Genomic DNA, 21,535 nt, shown 5'->3' with positions numbered 1-21,535 from the left:
CAGGATTCTCTGCCACTCTCTTTAAAGATACAAAGGCAGATTCTAAAGATTCAGAATATATCCTCTCCTTTCGTGGCACAGAATTTAAACTAGAGCAAATCCAAGATTTACTCAATGATTATTACATAGGCACAAATAATAGTGATATGAATAGAGTGATAGAGCAGTATTTTGATATGCTTCTCTTTTATGAGGAAACTCTCAAGCCTTTACTGCAAGAAAAAGGCATTGCAAAGATTAATGTTATAGGACATTCACTTGGTGGCTATCTTGCTCAACTCTTTGCTTTAAGCTATCCAAGTATCATTAATGAAGTTTATACTTATAATGCACCGGGAATAATGAGTGATAAGATTACCAATACACTCTATTGGGTGGCACAAGGCATAGGATTTACCCTTGCTACAAAATCCATAAAATGTATTTTTAGGGCTAAAACAATTATTAGCTCCTTTGGCTCTCTGTTTTCATCAATTAGACCCTTTGAAGCAAAGAATGTTCTTTTAAATAAGCAAGATAAAGATGTGATTGTGGGTATAATCCCTATACGCTCTAGCTATAAAAATGTGATTAGATTTAACAATATGAATAATGATGATAGTATGGAACAAAGGATTGTAAGTAATCCTTACACAAACAATGTGCCTTATTTCTTACGAAATGATGGCTATAAATTTGCAAGTGAGAATAGACAACCTATCTTTTACTATAAAGACATAGGGAAATATGCTAGAGAATTTTATGAGTTAATGAGTGATAGTAGATATGAAGGGAAATATCTCTATTATCAATACACTTTGCATAATACGACAACGCAGGCAAGTGTGGCTAAGTTTGACTATCTTATCTTAGATTATGATTTATCTATGCCTTATGAAAGAATGGTAAATGCGTTGCAATCTATGATTCAAAACAAGCAATACCCAAATGACACTATCAAAAGTGAAAATATTTTTCGTGTTGTTTCTCTTAATGTAGCAAAGAAAATGGATGCTGTGGGGTATTTGGGTCATCATATATTTGGGAGTGAGTGCCCTATATATGTGGGGACAACAAGTATGCTTGATACGCACTCTATCACTCCCCTTACCCAAACCCTCTACTTCTACTCCTATCTCTTAGAATTAGAATCTAACACAGAAATACTACAAGCCAATGATACTAATATATCCCAAAGCCTTGAGAATCTTAATACTCTATCAAATGCTATACATAGGATTTTAGAAGACATAAGTTTTAAAGAAGCCACAGGATATGGAGAGGCTTTGCAGATACCACCGACCCCTCACTACCTCTATGCCACGATTGACAAAACACTCTTTGAAGCGACATTACATACTAAGCAAAAGAAACTGCAAGTTGATATTACTACACTTATTGAGGGTATGTTGGATTTACAAGGCAAAGACATTTTCTTACAACTACTCACTAAAGAGAGTATGCAAGAGGCTGCCACAGATGTAGCTTTAAGAGAATCAAACCTAGCAATACTCCTAGCCATACACGAGCGTTTATTTTTTATAAGTGTTTTAAAACAAGACAATCAAGCACAGGCACTGATACAGACTAAAAATGATATTACAACGCTTCTTAAGCACAACACGACAAGAACACAAATCTTTTGCTACAACCTAGAGCATATTGATGAGAAGCTTATGAGAGGCTATCTCAACGATGCTTTTAGATTCTATCCCTTTATAGATAAGAAAAAGGCAGCTTAATGAAAAATAGCTTTAAACTCCACAAATACAGAATCTTACAAATTGACAACGACATAATCCTTAGCATAGAAAAAGATAATTTCACTCTTGATATACAAGAGCTTTTGCCAATCCTTAATGCCTATACCAAGCAAGACAAACAAAGCATTCAAGAATACAATGTATTCATAGCGTTGTATGGTTGCACTCTCACAGGCTCTAAAGAATCCCCTAACAATCCTTTATGCTTTGGTGAGTTAGACAAAGAGGGCGTGTTTATAGAATCTAAGCCTGTGTATCATCTACAAGCGAGTGATGAGATTATAGAATCTGCAAGCAACAATAGAGAATCTAGCAATGGAGATTCTAATAATCCCCTAAGCACCTTAGATGTGTTTTTAAATGGCTCTAGGCTTACTATTCTTAATTATTCTCTAATTGACTCTAGTCTCAACATTAAACTAGAATCTAAAAGCAAAGAATCTAAAGCAATATTAGAACAAGAAAAAGAACAAACACAAAAGCAAAAAGAGCAAGACTCTCAAACAATAGATTCTACAACAAGCACAGCATTCTTGCACCCCATACTAGAAGATAATGAAATAAAATGTCCTCATAATGGAGTAGTAAAGCTAAAAAGCAATAAAGGTAAAAATTTTAAATCAAATAATATTCCTATGATTTTAGAATCTGATTTGCTTTACTCTCAAATTATAGGCTGCACAAACAATATAGCAGGTGTGCCTACACCTTGCACTATGGTAGCTACTATACTTCCAAATGCAAGGGCATTAAAAAAATATAATGATGATTATCCTATAATGCAGGATTTAGTTAGTGGCAATGTCTTTAGTGATAAAGGATTCCCTCTTATTGCTACACCAAAGCCTAATACATTTAGAATAAACTCCCCTAAGCCAATAGATTCTAACACGCAAAATAAACAAAAGCTAGAATCACAAATAAAGCTCTATAAACCAGCTCTAAGACTGCATTATAAAATCACTCCATTGCAAAAAGACAATCTCCCTATATATAGATTAAAGTGTAATGATACTATTATAGAATCAGGTGATGATATGCCACTAGATTTTATTTCTATTGATATAGCTAAAGATACTAAAGATTTACATGATATACATAACTTAGATAAAGCATTGCAAGATATACTCTCTATATTGCATTCCAATCTTAAACAATCTTTTATGAAAGAGTATATATATAAATATATATCCTTACAGCTAGATTCTAATATGCTTTTACTTATACTCCTTATCCCACAAACAATTCCTAAAGTCTTTAAAGAAGTGTATAAGAACTATGAGTATAAAGACTATGGCATAGGGAGATTTCAATATGTTTATGAGTATTGCGATACAATAGTGAGAGAGAAAAGAACAATACTTTATAAGACACTTTATGCACCTGCAAAGATAAAAAAAATAGAGCTTGAGATAGCTAGTGGATTAGATAGTATGATAGAGGAGAGAGAGGGCGCATTGAAAATGTTGCTTATTAATGAAACATATCAATACAAGAGAGAAGATACACAAGCAAATCCCTTACACACAACAGATAAAGAAAGTAAAGATTCTAAAGCAATACTAGAGATATATTTTTCCTATGGAGAGGATAAAATAAGACTAAATGAAACCTCAAGACATTCTCAAGATATAAACTTACATATCAAAACACAAGGATATGAGGAGGGGGAGAGGTTGGATTTGACATTAGAATTTCAAGGAAAAACTTACCAAACCACCGCAACTATAAGAGATAATCAAGCTATAATTCTTAATGTCTTTAATGAATTATCAAAGGAGCAATAATGTCAAATATATGCAAGGTAAAATGTGGAGATAAAGAAATATCAATTAAGATTCAAAGACCAAGTTTTAAGAGCGTGGAAAAGGGGTATAGGGAGATAAATGCTCTGCCACAAGAACAAGAAAATGAAGCAAAAGATTTGATTTATAGCTTATTAATTACACAAAATTATACACAATTAGAATCTTTACAGATAGCAGATTATTACAAACAAGTAGCTGCTAGATATGTAAAAATTGGTGGAGGAGCTTATAATCAGTTTATAAATGATATGGATAAATATTATAATACTTGTGCTTTGCGTGTAAGTTATGCGCTGAATTATAGCACCCACCCTATAAATACTATGGATAGGCAAGTTATGGGGAGAGGCTATCAAGGGGACGATAAGCAAACTTATTACTTAGGTGTCTTTGATATTATTGAACTTTTAAAGTTGAACTGGAAAGAATTGACTTGGAAACAACCTACTTATACTCAAGTGAAAGAAAAGATAAAATGTGGTTGTTCTGAAGATTTTTATCACAATATGACTTCAAAAGATGAAAATCAACAATTTTTTGAAGAATTACAATCTATTCAAAGAAAAGGCATTGTAGCAATGATTGGCACAAGTGGGCTACGACATACTACTTTATGGAATGGAAATGACTTTGTGGATGTGGATTTTGGTTATTATAATTTTTTGAAAGAAACAAATTATATTGTTAAAGATTTATACTTTTGGGATTTGATTGAGGGGGAATGATGAAAAAGATAGTGTTGGTGATGTTTGTTGTTATACATTCTTATGCTACGAGTGATACAATATTTGCTTTACAATCTACTTTTAAAAAAAATATAAATGAATATTATAAATTATGGGCTATTGGATATTGTATGGGGCATTTTGAAGTGGAAAGAAATGTAAAATTTGAATTCCAAGAAATGCCTGCTAGATTTAGCATAGACGATTTAAAAATTAGTAAGATTGTATATCTTTTGGGAGTAGAACCTCTTAATGAAATAAAGGACTATATAGATAAAAACAATAGTTATTTTGAAAAAGACAAAGCAAATCATTGTTTAGAGCTATTGCTAAAGCCAAACTACAAACCAAAAGGTCATCATTCGCTTGATGATGAAGTCAAGCGCATTGTCAAAAAATATTGCAAGGATTGCAAGTGATTCTATGCAAAAAGTATTGTGGCAATGAGATTGCAAGGTAATAGAGTAAGACATACAACCCTTTGGAATGGAGGTAATTTTGTAGATATGGAAATGAATAAGGAGGTTGATATATCTTTATACCTTTTTGGCTATGATTATCTCAATGACCAAAACAACAATTATCCATTTGTTTCAGAGTTTTATTTTTGGGAATTAAAGGATTGAAATGATAAGGAATACATTTAAAATATGTTTGTTTGCAAACATAATGTTTTGCAATGTCTTTGCGGGAGGACCTGAATTTCATATTGATTATGAAAAATATTACAAACAAAATGCGATATATTTACATAAGGTTTGGGGATTTGAGTATTGTTTGGGTTATGCGGAAAAAATACCCTTTGAGAAACAATGGATAGGGGAGAAGCAAAATATGTCTAAGTTTGTGAGTAAAGAAGCCGATAATGAGCTTAAAGATTTTATTGACAGATACAAAAAAGAAAGGAATCTATTAATCATTTGTCTTGACCTCTACGATTCCAAAGAATACCAAGCCGAAGTCAAACGCATTGTCAAAAAATACTGCAAGGATTGCAAGTGATTCTATGCAAAAAGTATTGTGGCAATGATTGGCACAAGTGGGCTACGACATACTACTTTATGGAATGGAAATGACTTTGTGGATACAGATTTGGGAGTAAGCCCTGATTATCTTAATGAATCTCAATATATAATGCGAGATTTATACTTTTGGGATTTGATTGATTAAGGAGATTGTATGAAAAAGTTTGTTTTGCAATATTTGATTATGGCATATACAATAGTATATGCAGGACCTCCATTTGGTGAAGCTCTCGCAGTAACAAATGCTACACAATCCTCTATTCTAGCCCAATGGGGATTACAATATTGCTTACAATATGATAAAGAAAATTTGTTTAAACCTATAGAGAAAGATGATTTTTTTAAGTTACGCAAAGATGTGGCTCAAGGCAGGTTAGATTTACAAAAATATTTTGATGATAAACACTTGCCTGATGAGATGAATACCCATCGTTTTGAGTATTGTATGATTATATATAGATTAGAAGAATACCAAGCCGAAGTTGAACGCATTGTCAAAAAATACTGCAAGGATTGTAAGTGAATGATAGATGTAAATATCACTATCTCTATAACTACTGCACACATACAAGAATAGACATAAAAGACTACACAAAAATAGGACTAGATTCTAATCTTAGTAATGTTACTATTCTCACATTGCATACAGCGTATAAAGCACAAAAGCTAGAAGTAACACTTACGAGTGGATTAAATTATATAATAGAATCTAGGGATAGACAAAGACAGGCTAAACTTGACAGAGAATCTCAAAACAACATAAAACAACAAAGCATAGATTCTCTACTAATTATTACACTTATAAATGCTGGTTACAAGGATAAATTATGGGGATTTAGAAAAATTAGCGAAGATGGTATAACCATACTTAATCCAAAAAAAGATTTTATGGAGGCAGAAACAATAAAAATAAACATTCAAAAATCAACCTCACAAAGCAACAAAAAAGTTCATCTTTTATTTTATGGTGGTGCAAGAAAAATTGGAGACAATGCGGCATTTTATTATGCTTCTATAAATGTTCTAAGAGATTATAAACATTATTATCCTAATGATATTTTTATACATGAATTTGTAGATTCAGCAAAAACTATTGTAGATACGATTAATGAGCAAAATATAGAATCTATTGCTTCATTAGATTTATTTTTTCATGGTAGTAAATGGGGATTATATATGTATAAAGGTGCTTCAATGCATAAAGATTTGTTGAGTGAAGATATCGAGGAAAAAAACTTAAATGCAAGTCTTTATGCTAGTAAAACTTCAGATTTGGTTACTGCTTGGGACACTCATGAAGAAAAAAGGACAATATATGATATAAAATTTGATCGATTTATTTCAAAAGGAGCAATCATTGAGATTCATGGCTGTGAATCTGGGGGCGACCTCTATATCATAGATAGCGTCACAAAGAACTTATCAGAGGAAATTCCACAAGGATATGTTGTTGGACATATTACCAAAGCAAATCCAAATATTGATAACACGCAAGATAATATAAAGCAAGACTATCGACATGGAGTAAGGGCTATTTGGCAAAATGGCAAGGTCATCAAAAAAACTACGCAAAAAAGATGGATAAATTTTAACAAGGAAATGATATGAGACAATATGTCTTGATTACATTATCATTGTTATTTTATGCGTGTAGCGTGGATAAACCTATTACATTGTATGCGATAAATATGATGTATGCGTGTGAGTGTCCAAGATATAGGGTGTTTATGGTAGAGGATACGGAATCTAGACTTACAGATAGTGAAATTGATTTAGATAAAAACACAAATCTTTCTAATGAAATATGGCATGTCATGAATTTAGAAGTCCCTCAAAATCTTATTGGCGTAGATTTGGAATTAGAGTTTGAAAGTGCCGAAAAAGAAAGGGAGTTTAGCAAAAATGAGGGTGTATCGCCTATCTGTAATATTTATTATTTTAACGGCACATTGCATCAAGGATTATTTGGCAAAGCAACTCTTTATGTTAAGGATTACACAATTATGCCAAAGAGTAAAAATTGTATCTCGCAGATAATGAAAGATTGATTGTATTAATTTTTATAATAATGAATATTAAAATTTCGCAAAAGTAGATTGGGTAAAACACATAAAAACAAAAGACATAGCAAAGATTTATGCTAGAATAATTCTTTTCACTAAAAGGTAGTTAATGATAATTTCAAATACAAGAGAATTGTTACAAGAAATTGACAACATATTAAGTTTAAGGACAAATAAAACAATAAAAAATATTACACTTATTTGTCAAAATATGAATGCGAACTTTACCACACATAACGAACAATCTCCACAGAATCTAGGACAAGAAATCTTAGCAAGACTGCAACACTCATATAAAGAAGGAACGACAATAACAATACACAGCTTTGACACATTAAATGAGGAACAAATTTTAGGAACAAAGCAGCATTTAGACCTACCTAACTATATTCACTTAGAAATACATCACAATGACAATACTATATTGCAAGCCATATTAGATTCCATTAAGAAATCTACAAGTATCACTGCTAACAACTTAGAAGAGATATTAGATAAGATTGATAGTAATGAGATACAGAACATATCTTTACAAAAATCTAAATGTATAATCACAAAACAGCTTAGAAACATGCTTAAAGAATCAGAGTTATTTGCAGAGATTATGGCAATAGAAAATGAGAAAAATATAGAGTATTTTATTGATAGGCTAGAACAATATATAAAACAGGCTATAAAAGATAATGATAAAGAGCGTTATAAAAATATTATAAAAACAATTTTTGGTATAGTTCTTGCGGTTGTTATGCGTGGAGGTGCAGCAATGGTGCTGCTGGGCATATCTGCGACATTATTATCATCGCTTATGGATTACAAAGATTCTAAAAAGAACAAATATAGCTATATAAAAAATCCAATCATAGAGTCTCTTGCCACTGAATTAGCCATGTATATACAACTTGCAAATACGCAATTACTGACTTGTATGCTTATTGTAGAAAGCACACAAGAAAATAGGGATAAAATCGAATTTATCGATTTATCGGGCTTTAATCTTTATTTGGATACTACATTATTATCATGTTGTCAATCTATTGCCTTTAAGGGTGAATTTAATAAGCCCTTAGATATTTCAAATTTATTGCAAAAAAATGCTATTAATCTACCTACAATACAACACAACAATATAATGGCTAAAATATTGCATACATATAAGCCCACACCAAAAGAATCAAACGACACCAATAGCAAACAACAAGATATAAAAAACACACCACTTCTTACAAGCATACAACAAGAAACACAACGCTTTAATCATCTTGTCTATATAGAATCACCGCATTTTAATTCCGCCCTCTTAGCTGAAATCTTTCGTCAAAAAAACTTACAATATCCTAATAACCATACCACAAATATGGCAAAAAACTATCTCTTTATCACAAATGCCCCAAGCAAATATAATGCAAAGCTTACAGAGACTATCACACAACACATAGCAAACAATGCAATAAAAGATGATATGAATAATCGCACACAGCAAAATCTCAATATAAGTCATCAGGGCAAAACATCAAACTATAATGCCACAAGGGATTATAGTGCATACAGAATAGATACAGATAAAAAAGATGATGAACCATATATTTTGCAGCTTTCATTATTTGCAAGGGCGGATATTGCAGATATTGAAAAAAATTGTAAAAAGAGTGATACATATAAGCAAGCAGAAAAATCACGCCAAGCAAGACAAAAAGATTATGACGATAGCACTAAATCGGGTTATTTGGGGGTCGGCAGTATGACTTTGTATGGCTCAATGAATCAACAAGAAGCACAATTAAACAACATAAAACAAACTTATGGCATAGACTATATAGAATCTTTTTTTAAAAATCCAAAAGAAATTGAAGATATTATTAAAAAAGAAGAACAAAATGCCAAAGATTTTCTTACTCAATTACAACTTTTTCACAATAATAATAAAAACTTAAATAATTCCCTATTAGCAATGTTTTCGCTTTTTTATGGGCTATATGTATTTAAAACACACTTTCCAAGTTTTGCATTGCAAATCAAGAAAGACACGCAACTTATTAACAACCCCTATCTTAAAATCTCTTGTTTAAATAAAACTTGGGAATTTAATATAGCCTCTTCAGATTCAGAACACAATGCACAAATCGCACAAGAATTGCAAGAAAAGCTATTGCAAACAAATAGCATACAAAAAACAGACCTTAGCCAAGATTTTTTAAACTATCTTAGAGACCTTATAAAAAGTGATATAGATAATAATGCAAAAGCATTAGATGATGAGATTATAAAAGAAATAGGAATAGATTTAGACAAAGAGTTGCAACAAGAAGAAGAAAAAATCAAAGATTATGGAGAGAAATATGTAAATATTGTGAAAAAAGAGCGCACACAAGAAGTTTTCTATACATCAATGTTAAAAATATTAGGGGCAATATGTCCATTTATCAATTTTACTCATGAAAATATGATTGATACAACAAAACATTGCCTTGCTATTTTTATCACAGCCCTTGAGAATCTAGGTAAAACTCAAGGTTTGCAAGTCGCTTTATACAATACATTGCTTACAGAAATAGGAGTGTTTTCATACTTTTTAATTCCTACAAGCATAAGTGTGCAGATTGGGGCTAATAAGAATATTAAAGATGGGAAAATAAACTTAGCAAAGAAAATAGAAGATAGACTTAGCAAGATAGTAGAGCCAAACAAGAAAGAATATATGCAAAACATCTTTAAAGGTTTTGCACAAATAGAGCTAAAGCGAACGCAAATACAACTTGCACATTTTGAGGCAAAAACTGCCTTTATCCTTGATACTATTAACAACGATATAAAACAGCTCAATCTTCAAGCTATTAAGCAAAAACTTATGAGCACTATGACTTCATCTAGTGATAGAGTTCTTATTGCAAAGGTTTGCTTCACTTATAAACGCGATAACAATAAGCCGCAATCTTATCTTTTAAGCGAACTTCAAACAAAAGAGAGATTCTCTCAAACCAAGCAATTCTATCGTAATAAGATTTTTCACTCATTTAAAATCAATCTTAGTGCCACCTTAGTGGATATAGCACTAAATGCTATTTTAGATTTTTATTTTCATACAAACTATGAAACATATAGGCGAGAATATGAGAGCATTATGCACACACGATATACATTTTATTATGATTTGCCATACGCAGTAAAAAGAAAAGATAGTCTTTTAGAGTTTTATGATAATACAACAATAAAAAGAGAAAAAGAGCTAACCTACTATCCCATGATAATTGCTTCTAAATTTATATCTTGCGATTTACAATCAGTGTTTTATGGCACAGAGCTTTGCACCGGAGGATTAACACATCATATTGGGCTAGTCCATCATTTGACACATAAGCAAAACAATAATAACTTGCAAGAATTCTTACTGAAAAAGCTTCTATCCTATCTCATCATCGATGAAAAGCGAGGGGCAAAAGATAAAGATGACTATGAGTTACACTATAATAAACAAGTGTCAGACTATACATTCTTTAATCATAAAGCCCTAGATAGCAAAGGCAATATCACAGATACAAGATATACTATATCTTTGGATAATATACTGAAATATCAAGTGCCAAAGAATAGTAGCTTGTATAAGGAATTTAAGGTTTTGGAAGACAAAAAAGATAAAAGATCAGCCATTGATTCTTATAATGAAGCCTTAGAAATCTTAGCAGATTATAAAGATTATTATTTCACAAATACAAGAAGTGGTAAGCCAGATAAAAATAAAGCAAGAAGACTTTTAGAATGCCTTGATATCATAGGGCGAAATAATATTAAGGCATTATATGTAGGCACAAGCGATGCAAGTAAAAACATGAAGCGACCTAAATTCATAGGCAGACTTGCTACCACTATTATCATAGAAGATGGATTGTGGTTAGGATAAATTTATAGAAAAAGGATAGATATGTGGTTATTTGGCAATAAAGACTCACAAGAGCAAAAAGTAGCTAAGATAGAAAAAGATATGTTTGGCAATGATATAAGACTAGATTCTAATGGGAATGTGATATTAAGGGCAGAGAGAATAGTTTATAGCACGATTTTTGATGATGAGCTTAAAAAGATTCCCATAACAGATAAAGAGTTTTTAAAACAAGATTCACTAAGAGCTACAAGACTTCTACATGAAACAAATGCAATCTTACAATCTTCTCCTTTTAAATCTTATAAACCTATATATTTTGACCCAACCCTTAAAACAAATCCAGCACATAAAAAAGAGTTTGAAAGCTTTCGTAATCTCTATACAAAAGCACCTATAAAAAAGGCAATAGCCCCTTGGACTAAGAAAGAAAAAGCCTATTATGAATCTTTACAAACAAAAAGAGAGAGATACCAATACCTAGTTATTAGGAGTGGATTAAGAAGTGCAGTTATAGACATACCCTTTGATGCCATAGGTGGTGTAGATGAGAATGGGAGAGTAATAAATCCAGAATATGAAGAAATATTTTATGAAGTAGATAGCAATAAAAATACCCTAAGATCCTATCTACATGGGCAAGAATGGGGCATAGCAGCAGGGATACTAGGGAATCCAGAAGAGCTTTCAAGCAACAACATGGGCTTTCAAGCACGACATATACAAGCTATGATATTAGATATGCAGATTGATGGGGCGACTAGGAGTTTTTTAAGAGTGAACAATCAGGAGAACTATGTAGAAAATGTTATAGCCAATCAGTATGCAGGACTACACAAAAACCTTTTACGCAAGAAACAGCTAGAGGCTCTCGTTAAAAGGATAAAGCCAGATAGATTTGGTATGCTCCCCTATATAGATGAGATACTAGGAGTGGATTGGATTATGGATTTTAGCCAATATGATATCTATGGGGATATAATAGCAGAACTCTTTGAAGAAGGAATTCCAATAGAACAAGGGTTAGTTACTAAAGGGCTATTAAAAGATCCTAGAGATGCAGATTCTACAAAAGAGAGCAGAGAGAAATTTAGACAAAAAGCTATGTTTTTAAGTCAAAGAAGAGCTGATGGGTCAGCACTGGATTATCCATATTCACCAGATTTTGGTCCTGCTCAATCAAATTTAGAAGATGATATAACAACGCTTTATGCAAAAATTAGAGCAGTAACTCCCCCTCAAGGCTATCCTAATGCTCCCTATTACTATATCCCAGAGTATTTAGATGAACTCTATGAAGCAGGTAAGCTAGATAAATTGCTCAATCCCACAATCCCAGCTATATATAGAGAATCTTTCCCACAAGAATTGCGAGATAAGATAGAGTGGTATGCCAAAAAGCATAATATAAAAGAATAGAATATAAGATAAAAGAATGATTGTAGAGTTATATGTCAAAAACTTAGCATAAAGATTTTATTTAAGAAAGGTAAAACATAGCCTTAAGCCTTAATTGATAAACCATATCACAGCAAAGAGATAATTTAAATAGTATTTAAGTAATTCAGAGTATTAGTTTTGTTTCTCTATACACATTTTTCTTATAGCCTTTCACATTATTAAAATCATGCCACAATAAATCATTCTCTATTAACTCTCTTTGTTTAAATAAGAATGCAGGGCTTGTATTAAAAGACATTGCAAAGTTTTTTCATCTCCTTGTCTTTGTTCCTGTATAGCATAGCTTAGTGTTACTTCCAATATATCATTATCTAAAACTTCAAATAATGGAGTATGCAATTCTTTAAAAATAATGCCTAACACAAGCGTATTAATGAGTAATGGAGAATCTATAAGTGGAATATCTTTTAGAATCTCTTGTATATCCTGCATAGTTAAATGTGAATTTTTATGTAAGGGGATTTTTGTATCAGTAGATAGATTTTTTAGTGTGTTATCTAGGAGTGCTAGAATATCTTGTCTATTAAGCGGCTGGTTATTTTCAATCATTGTCTCTTTGGTGATGGATTGATTATGTGTGGCTATATGATTATTTGCTATGTCTAATTTATTATTTTTTTGTTTAGCTTTTATGCTATCTTGCATAAAGGCTATTTCTTTGCTAGTATGTTGGTTTTCTTTCATATTACCAAAAGCATGAGTTGGAATATTTATAATATCATCTAGCATCTCATTTTCATGCAAGATATTTTCAATTGGTACTTCATGGATATTCATTCCATCTACTTGTCCCCTAGGTCTTATTTGCAATGTATCGAGTTTGTCATAGGCAGCAACTTCTTTGATAATGTTTTTTGTATTTAGAATCTCTTCGTTTAAATCTTTTGGATCTATAATGCTACATTGATAATTGCCTATTCTAAATGTATCACCAAATTCAATAGTTGTTTCATAGCCTGCAAGAAGCTTGGAGAATGAATTGTTATAAAAAATATCTGAATCTGCAATACTTGTAATTGTAAAAAAACCCTCTTCATATTGAATATGAACATGTTGTGATTTTATTTGTTGGTCTTGCAAACAAAGATTATTGCCCGAATCACTACCTATTGTGCCACCATTTTCATCAATAACACAATATAGTGATGTTGTGGATAAATCATTTATATGTTGTGCAGTAATAGCAATCTTTTGCATACAATTTCCTTACATAATAGAGTCTGGCATATTAAAATGTGTCAAAATATCAATAATCTTTAAAAGCTCTAGCTTGTTTGTAACATTAAAATCAAAATATAGCTTCTTATTATTTTCAAAATAAATTGAATTACGCATATTTTGATTTGGGACCATATCCTTTATAAATGCAAACCATGCCCATTCTCCAATATACACTTTTTTATATTGTGGATATTGGTAATAATCATTTGCAGTGAGTCTCAACTCGGTATTTTTATTAAAGTGCTCAATAATAATGTGGAGTTTTGGATGCAGCGTATGATCATAGTGGATGCTTGTATCATTATATCCCATGTCAAGAGAACTAAAGTCTGATGATAAATCAAGACATTGTATAAAAAAATTGAGTGTCAAATTGTTGTTTGCATCAAACATTGCACTTAAACTAGAGGTTTTGTTAAAAAAAGTTAAAAATTGTTCTTTTAGCTTAATTTTTGACATATAGGTTGGATTAGGAATGTAAGCACCACCCTTTTTTTGTATAATCTTACTTAGATACTGTTTATAAAAGGTTTGTAATGTGCCAGCATTGCCAAAGAATCCTTTAAAAGTTTCTATCGACACAGATTCTCTAGAATATGTGTTAAAAGGATAAAGTGGAGATATATTATTCACAAAGTCTGTATAAACTTCATTTTTCCACACACTATTCAGAAGAACTCCAGCATTACTCTCTATGATTTTCCAAGACATTCGTGCCAAATGATTATAATATGCTTTTAGTTCTTGAGGTAAAACCTTACTATCTATATCAAGCTTTTTAAATGGGTCATTTTCATCATTGCTTCCATCAAGAATATAAACAATTTTTTCTTTAGCATCTTTTGTTATATCTTGCGTAAAATATTCAATTTTTGCGGAGACATTTTGCACATCTTGTGCAATAACTGCCAACATGTTATTTTCATCTTTTGTTGCATTCTGTGAATTTGCTAATTCCTTATTTTTTGATTGACTAAGAGAATTGGCTTTAGAATCTATTAATGATTCTTCATTGGTTAAATCATAGTATGCTTTGAAATGATTGCTAAGAGCTGTAAATTGTGTTTTTATTTCTTTGCTGGAGAATCCAAGCCCATAAACATAACCAAGCAATAATGCATCGTTCAAATGGGTATTATCGTTTATTACCCCAATCAAATTATTGATAGGATTGCTAGGTTGAGACAAGATTTGTAGTTCATTAAGCAAAGCATTTCTTTCATGGTGTCTCTTGGGTTTGATAGCTTGTAATATATCTTCCCATTTTTTTTTATAGTCAGCAAGATAAACTTCTATAATTTTTGTATCCAACATCTTTTCATCATCATCTTGTCGCACTCCTTCGAGATACCACAAGTCAATATCAAGAGCATCATATATATTCTTTTCAAGATGGCTTAAAAACACCATTAAGCCTTCTTTGGTATATCTCTTGTCAATATGACTTAGTTTTTCTGGAGCTTCAAATACAGCATTAATGGATCCACCAATTTTATTTTTTATATTATAAGAAGTTTGTTTCTCAAGACTATTTTTAAAAGCTATAAGAGTATATATTCTTTGTGCTTTAGCAATTTGCATAATTTCTTCTTGTGCTTTGGCAACACTACCAATATTAATTGGATGAGCATGAAGAATTCTATCTGAGGCTAAATCCTCAGTACTAGCGATAAAATCATCTTTTGGAATATTGTACTTTTTAAAATACTGCCAATTCTTACCAATCCAAACTGCAAGAAGCGACTTATTAAGATAATGTGTGTCAAATAAAGACATATACATATATAATGTTTCAATAAGTGTCTCTGGAGTTTTATTATGTGCTAATATATGTTCCATTTCATTAATAAGTGTTTTACTTACAACATCTTCACTAATTGCATAATAGAGATCTTTGGCCGGTAAAAAAGCTTGATATGATGTATCAAGGAAAAAGTATTGGCTACCAACTGATGTATCAAACAATAACGGATATTTTTTTAAAATTGCTTTAAGATTTAACATAAGATTTACTTTTTCATAAAGGCTTAATATCTTATAGTTATTAGCATCTGCAAGGAGTGCATTAATACTGCTTAAAGAAGTATTGCTTTGTTCAATTGCTTTATATGCCTTATTGATATAATAAGCACTTACGCTATATGTCAGTATACACAGACAAACGGCCATAATGCCTAATCTTAATGTCACCCATGAGTTTTTAAGAATCATACCATTAAGATGAGAATCTTTTAAAACAATTTGTTCTAACATTGAATGTACAAAATAGCTTTGTTTGTGTTGCTTTGTAGCAGCCTTTGCTGCTGGCTTTTTAATAGCATATTTTTCACATACAGCATCAACTAAGTAATTTCTTGGAACATTTTCTTGGTAAGCTGAAGTGAAATAAATTCCACGAACATAAGACTTATTTTTTAGCACATTTTTTTCATTCACCTGTATTACAAAATCTACTACCAAAGCAAAGAGTGTATCAAGTTGCTTTAAAAATAAAAATGCCCTATTTTTCTCATCAAGAGAATGCAGAGATTTGTTTTTGTGCATGAAAGAGTACAATAATGATTTGCTAATAGCCTGAAAATAAGACAGTAATGTTTGCTTATTTGCCTGTTGTTCTAAAGTGATACCCAATATTTTATTTGCGACATTTTCGTTAAAAACATTCCAATAGATATCCATACCTTCCATAAGATCAAGTTTACTAAAAACTACATAAATAGGTAATTTTAGATTCAAATTTTGTTCACATTCATGAACTCTTTTAACAAGAAAGTGTATTAAATTGTCACTATATTGTTTTGGGTTATTAAGAAAGGAATGAATATCAATAACAAGCACAATGCCATTGAGTTTGCTGTGAAAAATGCTGGAATTAAGGAAAGAAAGAAACTTATTCCATACCGCTTTTTTTATTAGAAAATCTTTGTTTTTTTCCAAATCATCTTCGGCAATTTCATCTGTTGTATCTGGATTAAAAAAATCTTCTTGCGTAAAATAATTGCCTTCGGTATCGAGTAAAGCCCCTTTTTTAGAAACATAAAGATTAAAATTCTTAGTGCTTTTATGAATTTTTTTATATGATTCTAATTTATCGCTTAATGGATATTCAATGTTCGCGTAATTGATTAAAGAGCTTTTTCCTGCTCCCTCATTACCAATAACAATTACTAACGGAATATCTTTAAAACGAATTGTTCTTTTCCAAGTACTTTTGGCTTCATTTAAAGCAAGGGAATAATTGCGTTTTGCTTTGTGCAAAATTCTTGCAACCTCTTTTTTTAACTCCCTGCGTTGAACACCTTTTTCACTTTTTAATGTTCGTAAAAAATCCAGAAGAGGTCTCAACATAAAATAAAAAGCTATAATAAGCCATACAAGAACAAGAATACCCAATCGAACAAAAGCATTGCTAAATATGTAAATATCATTGAAAGCCAGTAGGGGTGCATAAATAAAAAATATTATGCTGAAAAATATGAACAAGCATATAAGAAATATGTATAGAAATGGTTTTGATTTGCAAAAGCTTGTTATTTTTTTCAGCATTATTGATCCTCATTGTTCTCTTGTTTGAATTTTTTAATATTTTGTATAAGAGTGTTTTTTGTTATGGTGTTATTAGATTCTATCTTAAGCATAGAAAAGAAAAAAGAAACAACTACGGTGCACATAACAACAATAAGTAAAAATGGCTTTAGGTATCTTTTTTTAAACAATTCTAAAATATTGTTACGGACAATATTTTTGTGAGCAATATTAAACGCTATATCTTCATTTGAATCTAATGCTGGTGTAATAGCCGCTGCAATATCATTGCAAAGATGGTTAATTTTTTCATCGCCCTGTTTATCAACAGTATATTTTCCCTTATAACCAAGAATAAGACAGGCATAGATGAATTCTAACATGTCTTTATATTTGCTTGGATTTAGCAAATACTGCCCAGCTATACCATAAAATTTATCACCACCTAGCATTTCATTAAACAAACGATTAGTGAGCGTATGGTTTGTAAAATCACTATTCATAATGCTTTCATTACGTAACAACATCTCATCAATAAATACACATAAACAATAGCGAAACTTGATTAAGTCTTTTTCATCATAGCAATGCATGGCACTTAGGCTGCCACTGATGGCAAGCACCTGATTTGCAAAAGTATCCCTTATTTCAACAATCAAGTCATCATCTAGCGCATGTATTTTTGAAAGTCTTGTGGCAAAAAGAAGAAGAGGTAGACTTAAGTCAATAATTTTATTATTCTGCATACCTGCAAAATTAGATTCAAGCAATAATGAACATTGTGTGTCATTTGTTTGTACGTTCATAAATACCCTTAGAATAATGCCCATAATTTAATATCAGGGCTAATTATATTATTTGTCATATAGATGCTTACTGTATTTTGATTAGCAAAATGTGAAAAAAGCGAATCTTTTTTATCAAGCTTAAAATATATATATCCACTTAAATGCGGTAATGCTGGTGGAATGCTTTGTATGGGTTCTAAATGCAATCCTTTCAGCTGGGATGCAACGATATTTTTTATTGCTGATTGTGTATGAATTTTTGTTTGTGTGGTAAATATTTCAAGCAATGTATTTGTTGGCAATGATGAACTGATTGCTAAAAATATCTCACCATTTTGAATAATTGATGCATTCTCAAAAATACAATCAAAAAATCCATTACCATTATCAACAACACTTGCTATAGCATATTTTGGTGAAGTAACATTTGCAAACAGCAAACGCAAATGATTGCTTAAGGGAATAAAAACTGATGAAAGATTATTGTGTTTATAAGCAATAAACTCAAATGATTCCTCGATTTCATGATGCAACACAAGTAAATCGGCTTGAAATTCTATCAATTTTTCATAGAGAAATTCAGGGTGCAATCTTTCTTTGTTAATAAGATATGAAAAAATGCAATCATACTTTTTTAAAAGATTAAGAGATAGGTAGGTGCTAAAATCAAGTGTATTTTTTGTTTGATTAATGCCTCTAAAAATTTTTGTAAAAGTCTCTTTGTGTTGTTGAATAGAAAAAAGCATCTCTTCTAGGAAGGTTTTGATAAAAAGATTGTTGCTGATATCCATAGAAGTTGGAATAAATTTGTCATCAAGTTCTATTCTTTTATTGTGGTGTATATTTTTGATTTTTGCAATAGGGATTTCTAATTCATTAGGAGACTTATCTCCAAGCAAACCAAGCTTTAAACGTAAACTTCCCAACACAAGAGATGATGTTTGGTGTGTGTAAGATATTTCTGAATCTGTTTGTTGTGTGTATTCATTTACATCGTCGTGGATTTTAGAGACCACTGGCACATTTGTTGCAACATATTTAGAGTTTGAAAAGGTGTTGTTCAGAGAAATATCAGCAATAGAATCTGAAGATACAGGAATTTTTAATGTAATAATTGGTGACCCAACATTAGAATCAATCTCTAAGGCTTGTGGTAATAAATCATCGCTTGGAGCATTAAATACACTGCCATCTTGTGCAATACCACTAATCCTAGAGAGAGCTATTTTACCTAGATTTAATAATTCATTTGAAAATTCTACTTCAAAAAGGCCATAGAAATTACATAAGGACTTTGTTGTCTTGATATAAACAAGTTGCTCAAAATATCTTTCTTGCTGTTCAAAATGGATCTTATCTACATTCATCCCATTGTACCAAGCAACTTTTAATCTGCTATTCACCGCTTCTCCTTATTATTTGTTCCTCTGTTGTTTTTACTATTTGCAATGCCTTCTTGTGTAATATCAATTTTTATTGTATTTTTAAACACTTTATTTAATTTTTTGTAAAATTTTTGCTTCTTGCCCTGAGAATTTGCAAAAAGAGCCAGTATACCAATATATTTACCTTCTTTTTTTGCAAATTCTGCCACAAGCATATCTTTTTCATTAGGTGGAACTTGGATTCTAACCGAGTCTACATTGTCTCGACCAAGAACTACGCTCTCACGCATTGTTAGATCTTGAATACTTGCATATTCGAACTTATTAACATCTTTGAGTTGATAAATAACAAGCGTGATGGGAACATTATCGTTACGATTGTTGAGATTAGAATTATCATAGTTAGATGCCTGTATCCGTATAGGTGTACTGCACCCAATAAGAATCAACATCATAGCAAAAATTAAAGCCGTGCAAATATTTTTCATTATCTCTACTTTTTAGTTATGCCTTAAGAAATTAATTATGGGATGTATATTTTTGAGGATTTTATAATAATTTTTATGAAATTTGGTTATAAAATGGTAGAATCTAAAGTAGAATGGTAGAATCTAAAGTAAAATAAGGATTTTGTTATGGCAGAAAATTCAACTCCACCGAAAGAGCGCATCAATATCACTTACAAATCAAAAACTGGTGGACAAACTCCAGAGATTGAGCTCCCATTAAAACTAATGGTTATGGCTAATTTTACAGGTGGCAATAAAGTACCATTGGAAGAACGAGGGTTAACATCCATTAATAAACATAATTTTAATCAGGTTATGCAAAAGATGCAAATCGAGTCTCATTTTAGTGTCAAAAATACTCTTAGCCAAGATGCTGATGAATTGAATGTAAATTTGAAGATTGAAAACATGAAAGATTTTACTCCAGATAGCATTGCAAACCAAGTTCCAGAGCTCAATAAACTTCTTAAATTACGCGAAGCTCTTATTGCATTAAAAGGTCCAATGGGCAATATCCCAGATTTTAGAAAAGCTGTTTTGGAGGCTTTAAAGAATAAAGATATAAAAGAAAAGCTTTTATTGGAGATACAAGAAAGCCGAGAAAACAATGAACAATTAGATTGAAGGATAATTATGAGCGAAAAATTAGAACAAGAGGTAGAAACACAGAATGTCTCAATTATTGAGGGCATTATGCAAAAAAGTAAATATTCTAAAAATGATGAAAGTTATAGTATTGCTAAACTTGGTGTTGCAGAATTTATTACAGAAATTGTAAAATCTGATAATGCGGAGAGCAAAATCAATCGATTCACACTTGATGAAATGATTGCGCATATAGATGATTTAATTTCGCAGCAAATGGATGAAATTTTACACAATGAGCAGTTTCAACAATTAGAATCTACATGGAGAGGTTTACATTTCTTAGTAGAACGCACGAATTTTCAAGAAAATATAAAAATTAACATTCTTGATGTTACAAAACAAGAGGCATTAGAGGATTTTGATTCAAATCCAGATATTACGACGAGTACGCTCTATAAATATATTTATTCTGCCGAATATGGACAATTTGGAGGAGAACCCATAGGAGCAATAATCGGTGATTATGCGCTAAATGCATCAAGTCCCGATATGAATTTTTTATTCAAAATGTCATCAATTGCTGCTATGAGTCATTCTCCATTTTTAACATCTGTAGATGCAAGCTTTTTTGGGCTTGATAATTATGCAGAACTTCCAACAATACAAGATCTAAAAAGTTTATTAGAAGGTCCACAATATACAAAGTGGCGCACTTTTAGAGAGAACGAGGATTCTAAATATGCTGGACTTATGGTGACAAGATTCTTAACTCGTTCTCCATATGATCCGCAAGAAAATCCCATAAAAAGTTTTAACTATAA

Annotated in this window: 18 protein-coding genes; 13 read left to right on the top strand and 5 right to left on the bottom strand. The window is 31.3% G+C overall.

The window, feature by feature from the left end:
* The 11 genes from T368_RS16710 to T368_RS0107730 all read left to right on the top strand — a co-directional run.
* Positions 1-1,721 (top strand): alpha/beta fold hydrolase (locus tag T368_RS16710; RefSeq protein ID WP_080695798.1); only part of this gene is annotated, 1,721 nt, incomplete at its 5' end.
* Positions 1,721-3,529, top strand: a complete 1,809-nt coding sequence (locus T368_RS0107780) for a hypothetical protein (RefSeq protein ID WP_004085248.1) — start codon at positions 1,721-1,723, stop codon at positions 3,527-3,529. The genes T368_RS16710 and T368_RS0107780, both read left to right, overlap by 1 nt.
* Positions 3,529-4,275: a T6SS effector amidase Tae4 family protein gene (locus tag T368_RS16705; protein WP_004085249.1), complete on the top strand. Its 747-nt coding sequence runs from the start codon at positions 3,529-3,531 to the stop codon at positions 4,273-4,275. Before T368_RS0107780 ends, T368_RS16705 begins: the two co-directional genes overlap by 1 nt.
* On the top strand, positions 4,275-4,694 hold the full coding sequence (locus T368_RS0107770) for a hypothetical protein (protein WP_004085250.1): 420 nt from the start codon (positions 4,275-4,277) through the stop codon (positions 4,692-4,694). The genes T368_RS16705 and T368_RS0107770 overlap by 1 nt, the downstream gene beginning before the upstream one ends.
* 208 nt (positions 4,695-4,902) lie before the next feature.
* Positions 4,903-5,277, top strand: a complete 375-nt coding sequence (locus T368_RS13580) for a hypothetical protein (RefSeq protein WP_004085255.1) — start codon at positions 4,903-4,905, stop codon at positions 5,275-5,277.
* A gap of 24 nt (positions 5,278-5,301) precedes the next feature.
* A complete protein-coding gene (locus T368_RS16160; RefSeq protein WP_169736167.1) occupies positions 5,302-5,445 on the top strand; it encodes a hypothetical protein in 144 nt (47 codons plus the stop codon).
* Between the two features lie 9 nt (positions 5,446-5,454).
* Positions 5,455-5,823 carry a hypothetical protein gene (locus tag T368_RS0107750; protein ID WP_004085256.1) on the top strand — a complete coding sequence of 123 codons (369 nt, stop codon included), beginning with the start codon at positions 5,455-5,457 and terminating at the stop codon, positions 5,821-5,823.
* Positions 5,820-6,908 (top strand): hypothetical protein, encoded by a 1,089-nt coding sequence (locus T368_RS0107745; RefSeq protein WP_004085257.1) that lies wholly within the window; start codon positions 5,820-5,822, stop codon positions 6,906-6,908. The genes T368_RS0107750 and T368_RS0107745 overlap by 4 nt, the downstream gene beginning before the upstream one ends.
* Positions 6,905-7,348 (top strand): hypothetical protein, encoded by a 444-nt coding sequence (locus tag T368_RS0107740; protein ID WP_004085258.1) that lies wholly within the window; start codon positions 6,905-6,907, stop codon positions 7,346-7,348. Before T368_RS0107745 ends, T368_RS0107740 begins: the two co-directional genes overlap by 4 nt.
* A gap of 124 nt (positions 7,349-7,472) precedes the next feature.
* Positions 7,473-11,258, top strand: coding sequence for a hypothetical protein (locus T368_RS0107735; RefSeq protein ID WP_004085259.1), 3,786 nt, complete (start codon positions 7,473-7,475; stop codon positions 11,256-11,258).
* Between the two features lie 21 nt (positions 11,259-11,279).
* Positions 11,280-12,656: a hypothetical protein gene (locus tag T368_RS0107730; RefSeq protein ID WP_004085260.1), complete on the top strand. Its 1,377-nt coding sequence runs from the start codon at positions 11,280-11,282 to the stop codon at positions 12,654-12,656.
* Positions 12,657-12,887: 231 nt separating this feature from the next.
* Here T368_RS0107730 and T368_RS0107725 read toward each other — a convergent pair whose 3' ends face one another.
* The 5 genes from T368_RS0107725 to tssJ are packed head-to-tail and all read right to left on the bottom strand — an operon-like array spanning position 12,888 to position 20,105.
* Positions 12,888-13,895: an FHA domain-containing protein gene (locus T368_RS0107725; RefSeq protein WP_004085261.1), complete on the bottom strand. Its 1,008-nt coding sequence runs from the start codon at positions 13,893-13,895 to the stop codon at positions 12,888-12,890.
* 9 nt (positions 13,896-13,904) lie between these two features.
* Positions 13,905-17,465, bottom strand: coding sequence for a type VI secretion system membrane subunit TssM (gene tssM, locus T368_RS0107720; RefSeq protein WP_004085262.1), 3,561 nt, complete (start codon positions 17,463-17,465; stop codon positions 13,905-13,907).
* Positions 17,465-18,214 carry a type IVB secretion system protein IcmH/DotU gene (gene icmH, locus T368_RS0107715; protein WP_230455600.1) on the bottom strand — a complete coding sequence of 250 codons (750 nt, stop codon included), beginning with the start codon at positions 18,212-18,214 and terminating at the stop codon, positions 17,465-17,467. Before icmH ends, tssM begins: the two co-directional genes overlap by 1 nt.
* Before the next feature lie 44 nt (positions 18,215-18,258).
* Complete coding sequence (gene tssK, locus T368_RS0107710) at positions 18,259-19,635, bottom strand: type VI secretion system baseplate subunit TssK (protein ID WP_004085270.1); 1,377 nt, start codon at positions 19,633-19,635, stop codon at positions 18,259-18,261.
* Positions 19,632-20,105: a type VI secretion system lipoprotein TssJ gene (gene tssJ / locus T368_RS0107705; RefSeq protein ID WP_004085271.1), complete on the bottom strand. Its 474-nt coding sequence runs from the start codon at positions 20,103-20,105 to the stop codon at positions 19,632-19,634. Before tssJ ends, tssK begins: the two co-directional genes overlap by 4 nt.
* Before the next feature lie 147 nt (positions 20,106-20,252).
* On the opposite strand from tssJ, the gene tssB reads away from it, so the two are divergent.
* Both tssB and tssC read left to right on the top strand, forming a co-directional pair.
* Positions 20,253-20,750, top strand: coding sequence for a type VI secretion system contractile sheath small subunit (gene tssB / locus T368_RS0107700; protein ID WP_004085273.1), 498 nt, complete (start codon positions 20,253-20,255; stop codon positions 20,748-20,750).
* 9 nt (positions 20,751-20,759) lie between these two features.
* Positions 20,760-21,535, top strand: a 776-nt coding sequence (gene tssC, locus T368_RS0107695; protein ID WP_211248556.1) for a type VI secretion system contractile sheath large subunit, incomplete at its 3' end; no start/stop codon positions are given.

This window comes from Helicobacter bilis ATCC 51630 (assembly GCF_000686565.1).
GTDB classification, from domain to species: Bacteria; Campylobacterota; Campylobacteria; order Campylobacterales; family Helicobacteraceae; genus Helicobacter_A; species Helicobacter_A bilis.
The sequence above is the reverse complement of the archived record's forward strand: the minus strand, read 5'-3'. Positions and strand labels throughout refer to the sequence as shown.

Bases quoted from the DNA above. Each gene is read 5' to 3' on its own strand.
- T368_RS0107780 (WP_004085248.1), top strand. From the start codon at position 1,721: ATGAAAAATAGCTTTAAACTCCACAAATACAGAATCTTACAAATTGAC.
- T368_RS16705 (WP_004085249.1), top strand. From the start codon at position 3,529: ATGTCAAATATATGCAAGGTAAAATGTGGAGATAAAGAAATATCAATT.
- T368_RS0107770 (WP_004085250.1), top strand. From the start codon at position 4,275: ATGAAAAAGATAGTGTTGGTGATGTTTGTTGTTATACATTCTTATGCT.
- T368_RS13580 (WP_004085255.1), top strand. From the start codon at position 4,903: ATGATAAGGAATACATTTAAAATATGTTTGTTTGCAAACATAATGTTT.
- T368_RS16160 (WP_169736167.1), top strand. From the start codon at position 5,302: ATGATTGGCACAAGTGGGCTACGACATACTACTTTATGGAATGGAAAT.
- T368_RS0107750 (WP_004085256.1), top strand. From the start codon at position 5,455: ATGAAAAAGTTTGTTTTGCAATATTTGATTATGGCATATACAATAGTA.
- T368_RS0107740 (WP_004085258.1), top strand. From the start codon at position 6,905: ATGAGACAATATGTCTTGATTACATTATCATTGTTATTTTATGCGTGT.
- T368_RS0107735 (WP_004085259.1), top strand. From the start codon at position 7,473: ATGATAATTTCAAATACAAGAGAATTGTTACAAGAAATTGACAACATA.
- T368_RS0107730 (WP_004085260.1), top strand. From the start codon at position 11,280: ATGTGGTTATTTGGCAATAAAGACTCACAAGAGCAAAAAGTAGCTAAG.
- T368_RS0107725 (WP_004085261.1), bottom strand. From the start codon at position 13,895: ATGCAAAAGATTGCTATTACTGCACAACATATAAATGATTTATCCACA.
- tssM (WP_004085262.1), bottom strand. From the start codon at position 17,465: ATGCTGAAAAAAATAACAAGCTTTTGCAAATCAAAACCATTTCTATAC.
- tssJ (WP_004085271.1), bottom strand. From the start codon at position 20,105: ATGAAAAATATTTGCACGGCTTTAATTTTTGCTATGATGTTGATTCTT.
- tssB (WP_004085273.1), top strand. From the start codon at position 20,253: ATGGCAGAAAATTCAACTCCACCGAAAGAGCGCATCAATATCACTTAC.